Below are 14,396 nucleotides of genomic sequence, written 5' to 3'. Positions count from 1 at the left end.
CTCACCCCCGCGCCAGCGACTTCACCGGCACGGCCGGGTCCGCGAGCGCGGCGTCCACCACGATCCCCCGGTCGATGATGCGCCGGGCGGCCTTGACGGTCATGGGGTCGTCGATCGACGCGGCCCCGCGCAGGGTCCCGTCCGCGGCCAGGGCGAAGCTCGCCACCACCGTCCCGCGCACCTCGCGGTCCACGATCCGCCCACCGGCCGGCACCGTCATGTCCCCCACGGCCTCCACGTGGGCGTCGTACCGGTCGGACCAGAACCACGGGGCGCCCGGGGCGTCCGCCTCCTCCCCCAGGATCGCCGCCGCGGCGGCCGCGCCGGAACGCAGGGCCGGCTCCCAGTGCCGGGACGGGGCCCACGCGGACTCCCGGGCGCGCGCGGCGTCACCCACGGCCAGGATCCCGGGCACGGTCGTGCGGCCCATCGCGTCCGTGAGCACGCCGTCGGCCACCTCCAGACCGGCGTCCTCGGCGAGCGCGGTGTCCGGCACGGTGCCCCCGGCCAGCACCACGACGTCGGCGTCCACGGTCCGCCCGTCGTGGAGGTGGAGCCGGTGGGCGGCCGGCAGCGCGGCGCCGCCGTCGGCGTCCCGGTGCTCGATCCAGGCCGCCCGGCCGACCTCGACAGCGACCCCGTGCTCGGCGTGCATCCGGTGCAGGCGGGCGGCCAGCGCCGGCCCGACCGCCGCGCGAGCCGGGGCGTCCGTCCCGGTCACGAGCGTCACCGCGGCGAGCGAGCGGCGCGCCGCGGCCGCGACCTCCGCCCCCGTGAAGCCGCCGCCCACGACCGCCACCTCGGCCCCGAACGTCAGGCGGTCGCGCAGGGCCTCGGCGTCGGCGCGGGTGCGCAGGGTGATCAGGTCCGGGTGGTCGGCGCCGGCGACGTCGAGGGCCCGGGGTCGCCCGCCCGTGGCGAGCACGACCGCGTCCGCGTCCAGGACCCGCCCGGAGGCCGTCTCCACCCGGTGGGGCGCGGGGCCGCCGTCGGGGTGGACGCCGCCCGGCACCACCCGGACCGCCTCGTCCTCCACCAGCTCCACCCCGTGCTCGGCGAACCATGCCGGCGGGGCGAGCAGCAGGCGGTGCGCGTCCGCGTCGCCGGTCAGGAACTCCTTGCTCAGGGGCGGCCGGTCATAGGGCACGCCCTGCGGGTCCACGAGTGCGATCCCGCCCGCGAAACCGCGACGCCGCAGCTCGCGGACCACGGCGAAGCCCGCGACGCCGCCGCCCACCACCGCGACCGAGCCGGGCACGCCCGCCGGGGCCTCGACGTCGTGGCTCATGCGCCGGGGACGAGGTAGAGCTGGCCCTCGCGCTCCTCGACGCGGTGCACGCCGACGCCCTTGGTGGCGGGCAGGCAGAGCGCCTCGCCGGTGCGCAGGCAGAACTGCGCGGCGTGCAGCGGGCACTCCACCCGGTCATCCTCGAGCCAGCCCTCGGCCAGCGAGGCGTCCTCGTGGGTGCACGTGTCGTCGATCGCGTGGAACTCGCCCGCGTCCGTGTGGAACACCGCGACGTCGTCCCTCGTCCCCGCCGTCGCCGCCGGGACGACGATCGCCTCGCCCTCCGGGACGTCCGCCGCCGCGCCGATGTGGATCGGCTCCGCCATGGTCTGCCTCCTCTGGTTCCCGGGCCGGGCGGCCCGTGGTGGTCTCCCGTCACCGTATCTCCCGGCGCGGACCCGACACCCCTTCGCTGTGCTCCGCCCCGGTGCCACACCGCGCCCACCTGTGAATGGATGAACCGGACATCACCGGGGCGTGAAATGACCCGACAAGCCTCCGAGAAATGCTCCCGGGAATGGTCGATCACGCTACGATCACGACGGCTCTCCGGCCGTCATCCCGCCCGCACCACGTCACCGACCCGGGAAAGCGACACGGCCCGCGCCTGTCATTCCTCGGGCACTCCACCTTCCGAAGGCATCCGCATGAAGATTCTCCTGCCGGGTTCCGCCGCGTCCCCCCGCCCGCTCGCGCCCGCCGTCGCGGTCGCCGCGCTCTCCGTCCTCGTCGGCGGCCTGCTCCCGCAGCAGCCGTCCGCGACCACGGAGGGCGCCCCCGACGCGCGCCCGCTCGACGACGCCGCCCGTGCCACGACCGCCGGGACGGCCACGACCCCCGCGTCGGCCGCTCCCGTCGAGGGCGCCGGCGTCGCGACCGTCCCGCAGGAGGGCGAGAACCTCGTCCCGGCCGAGGAGGCTCCGGCCGGCGTCGTGCTCGGCGAGCCCGTGGTGGACCGCCCGTTCACGGTGGCCGCCGCCGTGTGGGACGCCGCGGCGGACGACGCCGTCGAGCGCGTGGAGATCCGCGTGCGTCAGGACGGGGCCTGGGGCCCGTGGCAGGTCCTGGAGCGGCCCGTCCTGCCTGAGGACGCCGCCCCCGCGCGCACCGGCACGGACCCGTTCGTCGCGTTCGGCGCGGACGGCGCCCAGCTGCGCGTGACCACCGTCGACGGCGCAGCCCCGGCCGGCCTCGAGCTGTCCCTCATCGACCCGGGCACGGCCGCCACGGACGAGACCGTCGCGAGCGCGCACCCGGCGGTGGCCGCCGAGCAGGCCGCCGAGACCGCCGGCCTGCCCCGGGGCGTGAAGTCGAGCGCCGTCGTCGGGGGCGAGGAGCCCGCCGAGGCCCGCACCGTGGCCACGGCCTCGGACGCGCGCGCGAAGATCCTCCCGGACGTGATCACCCGCGCGCAGTGGGGCGCGGACGAGTCCTGGGCCGAGCCCTCCCCGCAGTTCGACCAGGTGCGCGCGCTGACCATCCACCACACGGCCGGCACGAACGACTACACGCGCGCCCAGGCCGTGGAGCAGATGCGCGGCATCTACGCGTATTACACGAAGACCCTCGACTGGGGCGACTTCCCGTACCACCTGATCACGGACCGCTTCGGCAACATCTACGAGGGCCGCCGCGGCGCCCTGGACTCGAACCCGCTGGGCACGCACGCGGGCGGGTTCAACCGGGGCACGATGGGCGTCTCCACGATGGGCGACCACGACGTCGTCGCCCCGTCCGAGGAGGTCGTGGACGCGATGGCCCGCGCCACCGCCTACTACCTGTACCGCGACGGCATCCACGCGCGGGGCCGGGTCACCCTGACCTCGGGCGGCAGCACGAAGTACGCCGCGGGCACGCCCGTCACCGTGGACACGATCTTCCCGCACCGGGCCACGTCCGCGACCGCGTGCCCGGGGCAGCACCTGATGGCCCGCTTCGACGACCTGCGGGACCGCGCCGAGGCCATCGCGACGGCGGCCGGCCAGCCGCCGGCACCGACCACCCCGGCTCCGACGCCGGCCCCGACGACCGCGCCGTCGACCGCCGGCACGTACACGGTGCAGCCGAACGACGGCTGGTGGACCATCGCCCGCCGCACCGGCGTGCCCGCGGCCACCCTCCAGGAGCTCAACGGCATGACCGAGTCGACCGTGCTCCACCCGGGCATGGTGCTGCGCACCGTCGCCGACCCGACCGCCCCGGAGCCCACCCCGATCACCACCGGCACCTACACGGTGCAGCCGGACGACGGCTGGTGGGTCATCGCCCGACGGACCGGCGTGTGCGCCGCGGAGCTCCAGCGGCTCAACGGCATGACGGCGTCGACCGTCCTGCACCCGGGGATGGTGCTCATCACGGCCGCCACGGCGCCGGCCTCCCCGCCCGCGCCTGCCCCGACCCCGGCCCCTGCCCCGGGCACGTACACGGTCCGCGAGGGCGACGGCTGGTGGATCATCGCCCACCGCACCGGCGTGACGATGGAGACCCTCCATCGCCTCAACGGCATGACCGCGACCACCGTGCTGCACCCGGGGATGGTGCTGCGGACTGGCCAGACCGCCTCCGCCCCGGCGCCCTCGCCCGCCACGTACGTGGTCCAGGCGAACGACGGCTGGTGGCTCATCTCCCAGCGCACGGGCGTCTCCATGGAGCGCCTGCAACGCCTCAACGGCATGACGGTCTCGACCATGCTCCACCCGGGCATGGTGCTGCGCACCGCCTGAGCGCCCCGCCGGGACGACGTCGGCCCGCACCTGCGCGTGAAGGTGCGGGCCGCCGTCGTCGGTTGAGTTGTCACCGGTCGTAGGCCGCCGCACCCGGGATAAGTCAACCGGCGTTGCTCCCCACGAGAAGTCGACGACGGCGCGCGCCGCTTCAGTCCTGTGGTGCCAGCTCCCCGTCCACGAGGTGCCAGCGCCGGTCGCAGGCGGCCGCCACCCTCGGGTCATGGGTCACGACCACCACGGCCCGCTCAGGCCCCACGGCTCCGCGCAGCAGGTCGACGACGTCCCGCGTCCTCTCCTGATCCAGCGCCCCCGTCGGTTCGTCCGCCAGGACCAGCGGCGGCTCGTTGATGAGAGCGCGGGCGACGGCCACCCGCTGCTTCTCCCCGCCGGACAGCGTGCGGGCCCGGTGACCCGTGCGCATTCCCAACCCCACCCGCTCGAGGGCCTCCCCCGCGCGGCGTCGCTGCTCCCCACGCGGGACCCGGTCCGGGCCGTAGCGCAGGGGCAGCATCACGTTCTCCAGTGCGGTGGCGTGCTCCATGAGGGCGAAGTCCTGCAGGACGATGCCGCACCGCTGGTTCCGATACCGGTCCCCGCCCCGGCTCCACGGCTCCGGGAGGGGTTCTCCCCCCAGCAGGACGCGACCCGAGTCCGGGGAATCCAGGCACGCGAGGATCCGCAGCAGGGTGGATTTCCCGGACCCGGAAGGCCCGGTGACGGCTTGCATCTCACCGGCCGGAACCAGCAGAGAGGCCCCCCGGAGGACGGGCACCGCCTCCCCGCCGGAGAGGAACGTCTTGTCCACGTCGTGGACTTCGAGGAGGCTCATGCGGTCTCCTTGGTCGGCCGGTGGCGGCGGGGGCGGCGACCGAAGGTCGCCGCGAGTGCGCGCCAGGAGGACAGGGTGGCGACGGCGCCGATCGCCATGACGGCGATGAGCGCGGCGGACATCGGGCCGGTGGACGGCGGCCCCGGCAGGGCGGACGCACCCGCGGTGAGACCGACAACGGCCGGCAGGACCCATGCGAAGAGCACGGGAACGGTGATCCGCACCGCGGCCTGCCAGCGGGCGGCGCCCACCATCGCGGCGATCCGCCAGGTGGGGGCCAGAGCCCGGGCGAGCACGCCGAGAACGCCGAACAGGGAGACGACGGCGCCGAGCACCGCCGCGCCGAACAGGACGAGCAGCGTGCGGGAGCTGGCGCTCAGGGACTGCAGCAGCGCGGAGGACTGCGGAGTCAGGGGTTCGGCGGTGACCACCAGAGCGTCCGTTTCGAGGGCTCGTCCTGCCGCATCCAGTGCCGGGACGGCATCCTGGCCCAGGACGATGGTGCGCAGCAGGAGGCCCTCCAACGCGTCTGGCGGGTACAGGCTCGCCAGCATCGAGGTCGGGACGACCACCAGGACGGCTTCGTCCAGCGGAACCGATCCCATCATCGGATCCAGAGCGGTGGCGCCCGGCGCCAGCCGTCCGGTCACCGGGATCATGGCGTCCTGGAACTGCACACGCGTCGGCGGTGGCAGGACGCCCCCGGCCGTGAGCGCGTACGGATCCTTCGCCGAGGAGTCGCTGCCCAGCACCGCGTAGGGAGCGGCCGTGCCGTCGGCGTCGCGATGCGGGGACTGACCCGTCGGAGACAGCGTCTCGTCGAGACCGGACCCGGCGAAGAAGTCCTCGGTCACCAGCAGGGCGCCGGGGAGGTCATCGCCGAATCGGTCCCCGTAGGGGTCCATCGTGTACGCCGTCCGGTGCGGGTCCGTCAGGAGGGCGAACAGCGCGGCGGTGCGTCGACCGTCGTCGACGGAGTCGGTCTGGGAGCCGGCAGAGAGGTCGGGCTCGGGCGGCTCCTGCTGCGGTTCGCCCGGGGCGTTGCCGCGCCCTTCCAGATCCCCTAGCCCCGCGAGGTAGTAGCCCCGCAACGAGGCCGCACCGAGCTGCTCCCACCGTTGCAGGTGCCGATCGATCTCCTGCGCCTCGCTCGCCTGCTGGAAGGACAGTCCCAAGAGCGAGCACGAGGCGACCGCGTGGACGAAGGCGACCAGCACCAACGGCCAGAACCTCAGCGTGTCGCGCAGCCCGTCGCTCCAGGCCACGCCGAGACTCCGGAGGCTCACCGGGGCGCTCGCATCCAGAGAGAGACCACATGGGTCGCCGCCACGAGCACGGCGTCGCCCAGCAGCACGACCAGGATGACGCCGCTTGCGACGAGCGGGGACGGTTCCGTGACCGCACCGGTCAGCACCATCCCCTGCCACAGCGCGGCAGAGATCCCCGCAGCGCCGAGGAACGGCACCAGGCTCACGCGAGCCCGAGACACGGCGGCCCGGAGCGGGGAGACCCCGAGCAGGCGCAGCACCCGCAAAGAGGGACGTTCCCCCGCGCGCAGAGTCAGCACCCAGAACGCCGTGACGCTCATCAGAGTGAGGCCGGTCAGCGACGAGGTCACGCCGAGCACGGGCGTCCCGAGCGACGCGGTCATCGCCGTGGGTGCCGGCGCCGCGTCGACTTCCAGGCCGGCGGTTCGCAGGTTCTGCAGGAATCCGTCCAGGTCGGCGGGGTCGCCCACGAGGAACCCGACGTAGGCGGCGGCGTTGTCGAACGCCGGGGTCGGCTGGATCACCCCGTCCGAGGGCAGTCCTCGCCAGCGGGCCGATGAGGCGAGGGCCACAGGCCGGCCCGCCAGTTCCCCCTCCCCCGCTGCGCGATCGGCCAGCACACTGCCCTCGCGCACCAGAAACCCTCGCGCTGCCCGCAGAGATTCCAAGGTCGGCACGTCGACGCCCGCAAGACACGGGGCCGCGGGGCCGGCCAGGTGGCGCACGCCGGGGTCCGCCCCGTTGGCCATCAGGGTCAGGTTCCGCCCGGTCAGGGCGGCCTCCGTGGCGGACCAGACCTCGCCGCTGCCTCCGATGCCGACATCCCACACCGCGTCGCCGCACTCCGCGGCTCCGAAGTACTGCCGATGGTGGACGGACAGGGAGCCCACGAGGCTCAGCGCCAGCCCGCACAGTGCCACGAGCAGCACGGCACGGGTGACGAGCAGCCCGAACGTCCGCAGCCCCCTGCCCGTCACGGTCAGTTCCCGCCGAGAGGCTCTGACAAGGCCCCGTACTGCACCCGCGCCGCAGCACCGACCGCAGCGGCTCCCCACGCGGCAGTCTTCCTGAGCAGGGCCATGATGGCCTCCTTGCTGTGTGACACCCAGAAGATCCCCCTGACCATCTGTGATGTCTCTCATACCCCTGTGAGTAGGGTAATCATCATCCCCCCCGGTGGGGTGTCAAGGAGATTCCTCGGCACATTCCGGCCGCGCTCGGGGGCCTCGCCCGTGCCGTGCCGCTGGTCTATCGCGGCGCGGGACGGCCTGCCGGCCGCCGTCGTCGGTTGAGTTATCACCGGTCGTAGGCCGCCGCACCCGGGATAAGTCAACCGACGTTGCTCCCCAGGACAAGTCGACGACGGCGCAGGCCTCCGAGAGCCCGTGGGGCCGGTGGCTGCGGCGCCGCGGCTCAGTCCTCGAGCTTCTCGAACCGCACGCCGGGGTGCGCCGCCTCCAGCTCCTCCCACGTGATGCCGTGCAGCTCGCGGACCCGCACGACCCCGGAGGCGTCCAGCAGGAAGACGCCCCGATCCGCGTAGATGCGGGAGACGCAGCCGACGCCGGTGAGGGGGAACGTGCACTCGGCCAGCAGCTTCGGATCGCCCTTCTTGGTGAAGAGATCCATCATCACGTAGGTGTCCTTGGCGCCGATCGCCAGGTCCATCGCACCCCCGACGGCGGGGATCGCCCCGGGCTTGCCCGTGGACCAGTTGGCGAGGTCGCCGGTCGCGGAGACCTGGTAGGCGCCGAGGACGCACACGTCCAGGTGGCCGCCGCGCATCATGGCGAACGAGTCGGCGTGGTGGAAGTACGCGGCCCCGGGCAGCTCGGTGACGGGGATCTTGCCGGCGTTGATGAGGTCTTCATCGATCTGCTCGCCCTCGGCCTGCGGGCCGAAGCCCAGCATGCCGTTCTCGGTGTGCAGGGTGACGTTCTTCTCCGCCTCCAGGTAGTTGGACACCGTGGTGGGCTGGCCGATGCCCAGGTTCACGAAGGAGCCGGGGGCGATGTCCGCCGCGATCGTACGGGCCAGTTCGTCCTGGGTCAGCGGGGTGTCGGTCTGGGTGATGCTCATCGCTCTCCTCACTTCCCCTCGGCGGCCGGCTCGGCCGCGGTCGTCGTGGCCGCGCACGGCTTCGGCCGGCCCTCCGCCAGGGCAGCCCGCTCGGCGCGCTCCTTCTCCCCGGACTCGGTGTCGATCCGCACCACGGTGTCCGTGTAGATGCCGGGGGTCACCACGTGCTCCGGGTCGATCGGCTCCTCGCGGACCTCGTCCACCTGGACGATCGTGGTGGCGGCGGCCGCGGCCATGACGGGTCCGAAGTTGCGGGCGGTCTTGCGGTACACGAGGTTGCCGTGGCGGTCCGCCGCGTACGCCTTGATGAGCGCGACATCGCCGCGGATCGGGGCCTCCAGCACGTAGCGCGTGCCGTCGATCTCGCGGACCTCCTTGCCCTCGGCCAGCTGCGTGCCGTAGCCGGTGGGCGTGAAGAAGCCGCCGATGCCGGCGCCGCCGGCGCGCAGGCGCTCGGCCAGGTTGCCCTGCGGGACGAGCTCCAGCTCGATCTCCCCGGCACGGTAGGCCTCGTCGAAATGCCACGAGTCGGACTGGCGCGGGAACGAGCAGATGATCTTGGCGACCCGCCGCTCCTTGATCAGCAGCGCCAGGCCCGCGTCCGCCTGGCCCGCGTTGTTGTTGACCACCGTGAGGCCGGTGGCCCCGGACTCGAGCAGCGCGTCGATCAGCTCCATCGGCTGGCCGGCGTTGCCGAACCCGCCGATCAGCACCGTGGCGCCGTCGGTGATGCGGGAGACGGCCTGCGCGGCCGTGTCCACGAACTCCAGCATGGGGACTCCTTGGATGAGGGGGTCGGGTGGGTGCTCGGCCGGACGCGTCAGCGCGCGGCCACGTTCTCGAGGACGACGGCGATGCCCTGGCCCACGCCGATGCACAGCGCGGCCACGCCCCACCGCTCACCGGAGGCCTCGAGGCGGCGGGCCAGCGTGCCGAGCACGCGGGTGCCGGAGGCCCCGAGGGGGTGGCCGATCGCGATCGCGCCGCCCCAGGCGTTCACGATCTCCGGGTCCACGCCCCAGGCGTCCGTGCAGGCCAGGGACTGGGCGGCGAAGGCCTCGTTGAGCTCGACGGCGGCCACGTCCTTCCAGCCGATCCCGGCGCGGGACAGGGCCCGGTTCACCGCCTCCACCGGCGCGTAGCCGAAGAAGTCGGGCTCGTTGGCGGCGGTGGCGCGGCCGGCGATGCGGGCCAGGGGCTCCAGGCCGAGCACATCGGCGCCCGTCGACGAGCCCAGGAGGGCGGCCGAGGCGCCGTCGTTCATGGGCGAGGCGTTGCCCGCCGTGACGGTGCCGTTCTCCCGGCGGAACACGGTGCGCAGGCCGGCGAGGGTCTCGGGGGTGGAGTCCGGGCGGACGGTCTCGTCCCGCTCCAGGTCCGTGCCGGGCACGGCGGCCACGAGGGAGTCATACCGCCCCTCGTCCCACGCCCGCGCGGTAAGGCGGTGCGAGCGCGCGGCGAACTCGTCCTGGCGCTCGCGGGAGATGCCGAAGCGCTCGCGCAGCAGCTCCGTGGCCTCGCCGAGCGAGACGGTCCACTCCGGCGGCATCGCGTCATTGATCAGGCGCCAGCCGAGCGTGGTGTTCGCCGCCGCCAGGTCGTGCATGGGGAACGGGCGGGTGGTCTTGGGCAGCACCCACGGGGCACGGGACATCGACTCCACGCCGCCCACGAGGACCACGTCCGCCTCGCCGGTGTTGATCTGGCGGGAGGCGATGATCGCCGCGTCCAGGGAGGAGCCGCAGAGGCGGTTCACGGTGGTGCCGGGGATGGACAGCGGCAGGCCGGCCAGGAGGGTGGCCATGCGGGCCACGTTGCGGTTCTCCTCGCCCGCGCCGTTGGCGTTGCCGAAGACGACCTCGTCGATCCGCTGCGGGGCGGCGGCGTCCGTGCCGGCCTCGATCGGGCGGCCGGCGGCGGCGTCGGCCACGGCCTGGGCGGACGCGGCGCGCAGGCCCTCCAGGCCCGGGGCGCGGTCCACGAGGGTGCGGACCACGTGGGCGGCCATGTCGTCGGGGCGCACCCCCGACAGCGCGCCGCCGACCTTGCCGAAGGGGGTGCGGACGGCGTCGAACACGTAGGCATCGGTGAGGCTCATGGCCTCACCGTAGGACCGCCTCGGCGGGCGGGGAAGGGTGTGTGCGTGACGCGCACGGGCGTGCGCTGTGCGCATAGCGGACTACGCTGGCGGACATGACCGACGACGTCGACGCCCCCGGCGCACGTCCCGCGTCGGGCGGGGACGTGGTGCGCGCCCTGGCGTCCGGTCTGGCGGTGCTGCGCGCGTTCACCCCGGACACCCCCACGCTCTCGGTGAGCGAGGCCGCGACCGCCGCGGGGGTCACCCGGGCCACGGCGCGGCGCATGCTGCTGACGCTCACGGAGCTCGGCTACGCCGTGCAGGACGGGCGGCGGTTCGCGCTGACCCCGCGCGTGCTGGAGCTCGGCCACGGCTACTGGTCCGGCCGGTCCGTCTCCGAGATCCTCCGGCCGATCCTCACCCAGGCCTCGCAGCGCCTGCACCAGTCCTGCTCCGCGGGCGTGCTCCACGGGGCGCACCTGATGTACATCGCGCGTGTGCACACCGAGCGGATCCTGCGGGTGAACCTCGACGTCGGCACGCGCCTGCCCGCGTTCACCACGTCCATGGGCCGCGTGCTGCTGGCCGACCTGCCCGAGGACGAGGCCTGTGCCCTGCTCGCAGGCGCCCCGCGCACCCCCGCCACGGAGCACACCCTCACGGACGTGGACGCGCTGATGGCCGAGCTGGCGCGCGTGCGGGAGCAGGGCCACGCCGTGGTGACCGCGGAGCTGGACGCCCATCTGAGCAGCGTCGCCGTGCCCGTGCGCGACGCCGAGGGGCGAGTGGCCGTGGCGATCAACACGGCGCTGTCCCTCGGGCCGGACCATCGCGACCCGGGCGCGCGCCGGGCGGCCCTGCGGACCGGGGCCCGCGTGCCGGCGCCGCGCACGCCGGAGGTGGCGGCCGCCGTCGTGCAGGCCCTGCCGGTGCTGCGCGCCGCCGCGGACGACGCCGAGGCCGCCCTGGCCGCGCTCCAGCGCTGAGCGCCCACCCCCTTCAGCACTCCCCGCACCCGCATCCGCACCAGCACCAGCACCAGCACCCGCCCCCGCGAATCGACTGCGGTTCTGACCCTTCTGAGGCCCGGAACGGCCGCCAGAAGGGTCGGAAGTGCAGTGGATTCGGAACGGGAAGGGCAGGGTGGGGGGTCAGGCCGGGAAGCGGCGGAGGTACTCCTCGAGGGAGTCGTCCGGGCGGTCCATCCACGGCACCGGGTGCGCCGCGGCCAGCGTGCCGGTCACGGTCGAGCGGTGCCGCCGGTCGCGGAACGTCCGGACGTCCTCGATCCGGGCGTCGCGCATCTCGAGGAAGGTGCGGGCCACCGCCTCGACGTCCACCTCCGGGCAGTCCGTGTGGGAGGACAGGTCCTGGATGTACGCGCCCTGGTAGGCCAGCGCGGCCGGCGGCCCGTCGATCCGCGTCATCCGCTCGAACCAGGCGTCCATGTCGGCCCGACGCTCCTCATCGCCGGGCACCGGGACGCGGCCGAGCAGCACGTCGCGGGCGAAGAAGGCCTGCGCGTCCAGGAGCGTCAGGGTGAACAGCTGCTGGGTGGCACCCAGGTAGAGCACGCGCGGGTCGGCGTGCCAGACCACGCCCTTCCACAGCCCGAACGGGGCCAGCAGGTTCGGGCCGGCCAGCGCCAGCTCGCCCGGCAGGAAGGGGTAGTGGTGGCGGTAGCCGGTGCACAGCAGCACGGCGTCGTACTCGGCGGTGGAGCCGTCCGCGAAGGTGACCTCCGCACCGTCGAACCCCTGCACCTCGGGGGCCTCGTCCATGCCGGCCGGCCACGCGATGTCCTGCGGGCGGGCACGGTAGGCGGTGGTCACGTGGGCGGCGCCGGCGCGGTGCAGCTGCAGGGCCAGGTCCTGCCCGGAGTAGGAGGAGCCCACCACGAGCACGCGACGGCCCGTGTACGGCTCCGGGCTTCGGTAGTCGTGGGCGTGCTGGGCCTGCCCGGGGAAGGTCTCCACGCCGGGCCAGGACGGCAGGTGCGGGGTGTGGAAGTGCCCGGTGGCCACCACGACGCGGTCGAACCGCTCGGTGACGGCCTCGCGCGTGACCAGGTCCTCCGAGGTCACCCCGAACCCGCCGTCGTCGAGCGGCTGCACCCAGCGGACGGCCGTGGCGAACCGGATCTGCGGGCGGATGCGCCCGGCCACCTTGGCCACCCGGCCCACGATGTAGTCCCGCATGGCCTCCCGCGGGAGGTACGAGGACACGGCGCGGCCGAAATGCGCATCGAACGGGTAGTCCGGGTACTCCATGCACTCCTTGGGCCCGTTGATCCACAGGTCCCGGTACATGGCGGAGTGCACGGGCTCGCCGTGGCGGTCCGCGCCGGTGCGCCAGTCCAGGTTCCACTGGCCGCCCCAGTCGTCCTGGCGCTCGAACGCCACGACCTCCGGGACCGCCGCCCCCGCGTCCTCGGCCAGGGCGAGGCTCCTCAGCAGGGCCATGCCGGACGGGCCGGCTCCGATCAGGGCGACGCGCTCACGCATGGGTGTCCTTCCGAGAGTGGGGGTGGGGCGGCTCGGCCCGACCGTAGCACCGGCCCCCGCGAATCGACTGCGGTTCTGACCCTTCTCCGGGGTGGAACGGCCGCCAGAAGGGTCACAAGTGCAGCGGGCCACCCGCACCATGATCGACCCGCCGAACGGGGCGCGGCGGACAAGGGTCACGGCCGCCACGGCCATGAGTCCGAGGCCGTAGAGGAGGCCGGCCGGGTCCCACATGCCCAGCACGACGCCGGACCCGGCGTCGGCAAGGTCGGCATCGTGCCGGGCGAAGACCTCCTGGGCCAGCTGGAACGCGATGCTCCGGGGAGTACTCCCAGCTTCCTCTACGGCATGCGATACTCCCATCATTCATTACTCAATTCACGCGCCGTGCATGGCAGCCGTTGGCCACAACGGCATGTGACATCACTGCGCCCTCCCGAAGGAGCATCGTGGCCCGCAAGAGCAATCCTGTGTATTACGACGCCAACGGCAATGTCGTGCAGCCCCCCGCGAAGAAGAAAGGGGGGTGTCTCAAGTACGCCCTGATCGGCCTGCTCGCCCTGATCGTGATCGCCGTCCTCGCCTCCATGATGGGCGGCGGTTCGAACAGCACCTCGGAGGGGGGCGGAGAGGCCGCCTCCCAGGGCGAGACCAGCTCCAGCGACGAGGCAGCCAAGGTCGGCCTCGGCCAGGAGTTCACCGTGGGCGACTGGGCCACGACCGTTGAGTCGGTCGATACGCCCGTCGCGAGCGTCGGCCCGTCCGGCTTCTCCACGGAGGCCCAGGGCGAGTTCGTGCCCGTGCAGATCAGCGCGAAGAACAACGCCAAGGAGGAGCGGACGTTCTTCGCCGACAGCGTGAAGCTCGTCAGCGCAGACGGGGCCGAGTACAGCTACAGCACGGACGCATCGATCTACGGCACCGAGAACGGCATGAACATCGAGCCGACCAACCCGGGCAACGTGGCCAGCGGCTACCTGTGGTTCGACGTTCCGGCAGGGACCGAGATCACCCAGGTCAAGGTCTCCGGGGGCGGCCTCTCCCTCGATCAGCCGGTGGTCGTCGAGCTCGACTGATCAGCGCGCAGACGAGGCCCCATGTCCTTCCCGGGCATGGGGCCTCGTGCGCGCTGTGAACGTTGCGCTCAGAGCGGCCTGCCCTCGGCGAGGTCGGCGTCCTCCTGGGCGAGCTTGAACGCGATGTTCGCCGCCGGCACGGAGGCGTAGACCGCGGTCTGCAGGAGGATCTCCTGGATCTCCTCCCGGGTCAGGCCGTTGCGCAGGGCGGCGCGCGGGTGCATGGCGCACTCGTCCCAGTAGCCGCCGGCCACCATGGCGGAGATGGTCACGGCTGAGCGCATCCGCCGGTCCAGACCGGGCCGCGTCCAGATCGTCCCCCATGCGTAGCGGGTGATCAGGTTCTGGAAGTCCTCGGTGGTGGCGTCCTTCCTCGCCTCGGCGCGGTCCACGTGGGCGTCGCCCAGGACCTCGCGGCGCACGGCCATGCCCGCGTCGAGCACCTCCTGGGAGGTGCGGTCCATGTCGTGCCCGATGGGCTGCTCGGCGCTCATGCGCAGTCTCTCCTCGTGGTGGGGGCGTCGTCGTGCGGGGCAGGGCGGGAGG

General features: G+C 73.6%; 13 protein-coding genes. 3 read left to right on the top strand and 10 right to left on the bottom strand.

Features of this window, described 5'->3' with window-relative positions; all coding sequences use genetic code 11:
- Position 1: 1 nt before the first annotated feature.
- Both KVS67_RS07145 and KVS67_RS07140 read right to left on the bottom strand, forming a co-directional pair.
- A complete protein-coding gene (locus KVS67_RS07145) occupies positions 2 to 1,288 on the bottom strand; it encodes an NAD(P)/FAD-dependent oxidoreductase (protein WP_217565164.1) in 1,287 nt (428 codons plus the stop codon).
- Entirely contained in the window at positions 1,285 to 1,614 is a 330-nt protein-coding gene (locus KVS67_RS07140) for a bifunctional 3-phenylpropionate/cinnamic acid dioxygenase ferredoxin subunit (RefSeq protein ID WP_002857882.1), read from the bottom strand. The genes KVS67_RS07145 and KVS67_RS07140 overlap by 4 nt, the downstream gene beginning before the upstream one ends.
- 321 nt (positions 1,615 to 1,935) lie before the next feature.
- Here KVS67_RS07140 and KVS67_RS07135 point away from each other — a divergent pair, with 321 nt between their 5' ends.
- Complete coding sequence (locus tag KVS67_RS07135; RefSeq protein ID WP_217565163.1) at positions 1,936 to 4,011, top strand: LysM peptidoglycan-binding domain-containing protein; 2,076 nt, start codon at positions 1,936 to 1,938, stop codon at positions 4,009 to 4,011.
- Between the two features lie 151 nt (positions 4,012 to 4,162).
- Here the strand turns inward: KVS67_RS07135 and KVS67_RS07130 are convergent, their stop codons facing one another.
- The 6 genes from KVS67_RS07130 to KVS67_RS07105 form a co-directional block, all read right to left on the bottom strand.
- The gene (locus KVS67_RS07130) at positions 4,163 to 4,843 is read right to left on the bottom strand and encodes an ABC transporter ATP-binding protein (RefSeq protein ID WP_217565162.1); all 681 of its coding nucleotides are present in this window, start codon (positions 4,841 to 4,843) and stop codon (positions 4,163 to 4,165) included.
- Positions 4,840 to 6,129 carry a hypothetical protein gene (locus KVS67_RS07125; RefSeq protein ID WP_217565161.1) on the bottom strand — a complete coding sequence of 430 codons (1,290 nt, stop codon included), beginning with the start codon at positions 6,127 to 6,129 and terminating at the stop codon, positions 4,840 to 4,842. Before KVS67_RS07125 ends, KVS67_RS07130 begins: the two co-directional genes overlap by 4 nt.
- On the bottom strand, positions 6,126 to 7,088 hold the full coding sequence (locus KVS67_RS07120) for a hypothetical protein (RefSeq protein WP_217565160.1): 963 nt from the start codon (positions 7,086 to 7,088) through the stop codon (positions 6,126 to 6,128). The genes KVS67_RS07125 and KVS67_RS07120 overlap by 4 nt, the downstream gene beginning before the upstream one ends.
- A 436-nt stretch (positions 7,089 to 7,524) precedes the next feature.
- Complete coding sequence (locus KVS67_RS07115) at positions 7,525 to 8,190, bottom strand: 3-oxoacid CoA-transferase subunit B (protein ID WP_020624468.1); 666 nt, start codon at positions 8,188 to 8,190, stop codon at positions 7,525 to 7,527.
- Between the two features lie 8 nt (positions 8,191 to 8,198).
- Complete coding sequence (locus tag KVS67_RS07110; RefSeq protein WP_036339722.1) at positions 8,199 to 8,963, bottom strand: 3-oxoacid CoA-transferase subunit A; 765 nt, start codon at positions 8,961 to 8,963, stop codon at positions 8,199 to 8,201.
- Positions 8,964 to 9,010: 47 nt separating this feature from the next.
- Complete coding sequence (locus KVS67_RS07105) at positions 9,011 to 10,288, bottom strand: thiolase family protein (protein ID WP_020624470.1); 1,278 nt, start codon at positions 10,286 to 10,288, stop codon at positions 9,011 to 9,013.
- Positions 10,289 to 10,383: 95 nt separating this feature from the next.
- Between KVS67_RS07105 and KVS67_RS07100 the strand changes: the two genes are divergently transcribed.
- The gene (locus tag KVS67_RS07100; RefSeq protein WP_020624471.1) at positions 10,384 to 11,256 is read left to right on the top strand and encodes an IclR family transcriptional regulator C-terminal domain-containing protein; all 873 of its coding nucleotides are present in this window, start codon (positions 10,384 to 10,386) and stop codon (positions 11,254 to 11,256) included.
- 165 nt (positions 11,257 to 11,421) lie between these two features.
- Here the strand turns inward: KVS67_RS07100 and KVS67_RS07095 are convergent, their stop codons facing one another.
- Positions 11,422 to 13,140, bottom strand: coding sequence for an NAD(P)-binding domain-containing protein (locus KVS67_RS07095; RefSeq protein WP_200891080.1), 1,719 nt, complete (start codon positions 13,138 to 13,140; stop codon positions 11,422 to 11,424).
- Positions 13,141 to 13,223: 83 nt separating this feature from the next.
- Between KVS67_RS07095 and KVS67_RS07090 the strand changes: the two genes are divergently transcribed.
- Positions 13,224 to 13,850: a DUF4352 domain-containing protein gene (locus tag KVS67_RS07090; RefSeq protein ID WP_129867092.1), complete on the top strand. Its 627-nt coding sequence runs from the start codon at positions 13,224 to 13,226 to the stop codon at positions 13,848 to 13,850.
- A gap of 68 nt (positions 13,851 to 13,918) precedes the next feature.
- Here KVS67_RS07090 and KVS67_RS07085 read toward each other — a convergent pair whose 3' ends face one another.
- Positions 13,919 to 14,344 carry a carboxymuconolactone decarboxylase family protein gene (locus tag KVS67_RS07085; RefSeq protein ID WP_020625039.1) on the bottom strand — a complete coding sequence of 142 codons (426 nt, stop codon included), beginning with the start codon at positions 14,342 to 14,344 and terminating at the stop codon, positions 13,919 to 13,921.
- Between the last annotated feature and the right edge of the window lie 52 nt (positions 14,345 to 14,396).

The sequence above is a fragment of the Micrococcus sp. GbtcB5 genome (assembly GCF_019091605.1).
GTDB classification, from domain to species: Bacteria; Actinomycetota; Actinomycetes; order Actinomycetales; family Micrococcaceae; genus Micrococcus; species Micrococcus luteus.
The sequence above is the reverse complement of the archived record's forward strand: the minus strand, read 5'-3'. Positions and strand labels throughout refer to the sequence as shown.

Excerpts from the sequence above, each read along its gene's own strand:
- KVS67_RS07110 (WP_036339722.1), bottom strand. The coding sequence starts at position 8,963 with ATGCTGGAGTTCGTGGACACGGCCGCGCAGGCCGTCTCCCGCATCACC.
- KVS67_RS07130 (WP_217565162.1), bottom strand. The coding sequence starts at position 4,843 with ATGAGCCTCCTCGAAGTCCACGACGTGGACAAGACGTTCCTCTCCGGC.
- KVS67_RS07140 (WP_002857882.1), bottom strand. The coding sequence starts at position 1,614 with ATGGCGGAGCCGATCCACATCGGCGCGGCGGCGGACGTCCCGGAGGGC.
- KVS67_RS07105 (WP_020624470.1), bottom strand. The coding sequence starts at position 10,288 with ATGAGCCTCACCGATGCCTACGTGTTCGACGCCGTCCGCACCCCCTTC.
- KVS67_RS07085 (WP_020625039.1), bottom strand. The coding sequence starts at position 14,344 with ATGAGCGCCGAGCAGCCCATCGGGCACGACATGGACCGCACCTCCCAG.
- KVS67_RS07100 (WP_020624471.1), top strand. The coding sequence starts at position 10,384 with ATGACCGACGACGTCGACGCCCCCGGCGCACGTCCCGCGTCGGGCGGG.
- KVS67_RS07115 (WP_020624468.1), bottom strand. The coding sequence starts at position 8,190 with ATGAGCATCACCCAGACCGACACCCCGCTGACCCAGGACGAACTGGCC.
- KVS67_RS07145 (WP_217565164.1), bottom strand. The coding sequence starts at position 1,288 with ATGAGCCACGACGTCGAGGCCCCGGCGGGCGTGCCCGGCTCGGTCGCG.
- KVS67_RS07095 (WP_200891080.1), bottom strand. The coding sequence starts at position 13,140 with ATGATGGGAGTATCGCATGCCGTAGAGGAAGCTGGGAGTACTCCCCGG.
- KVS67_RS07135 (WP_217565163.1), top strand. The coding sequence starts at position 1,936 with ATGAAGATTCTCCTGCCGGGTTCCGCCGCGTCCCCCCGCCCGCTCGCG.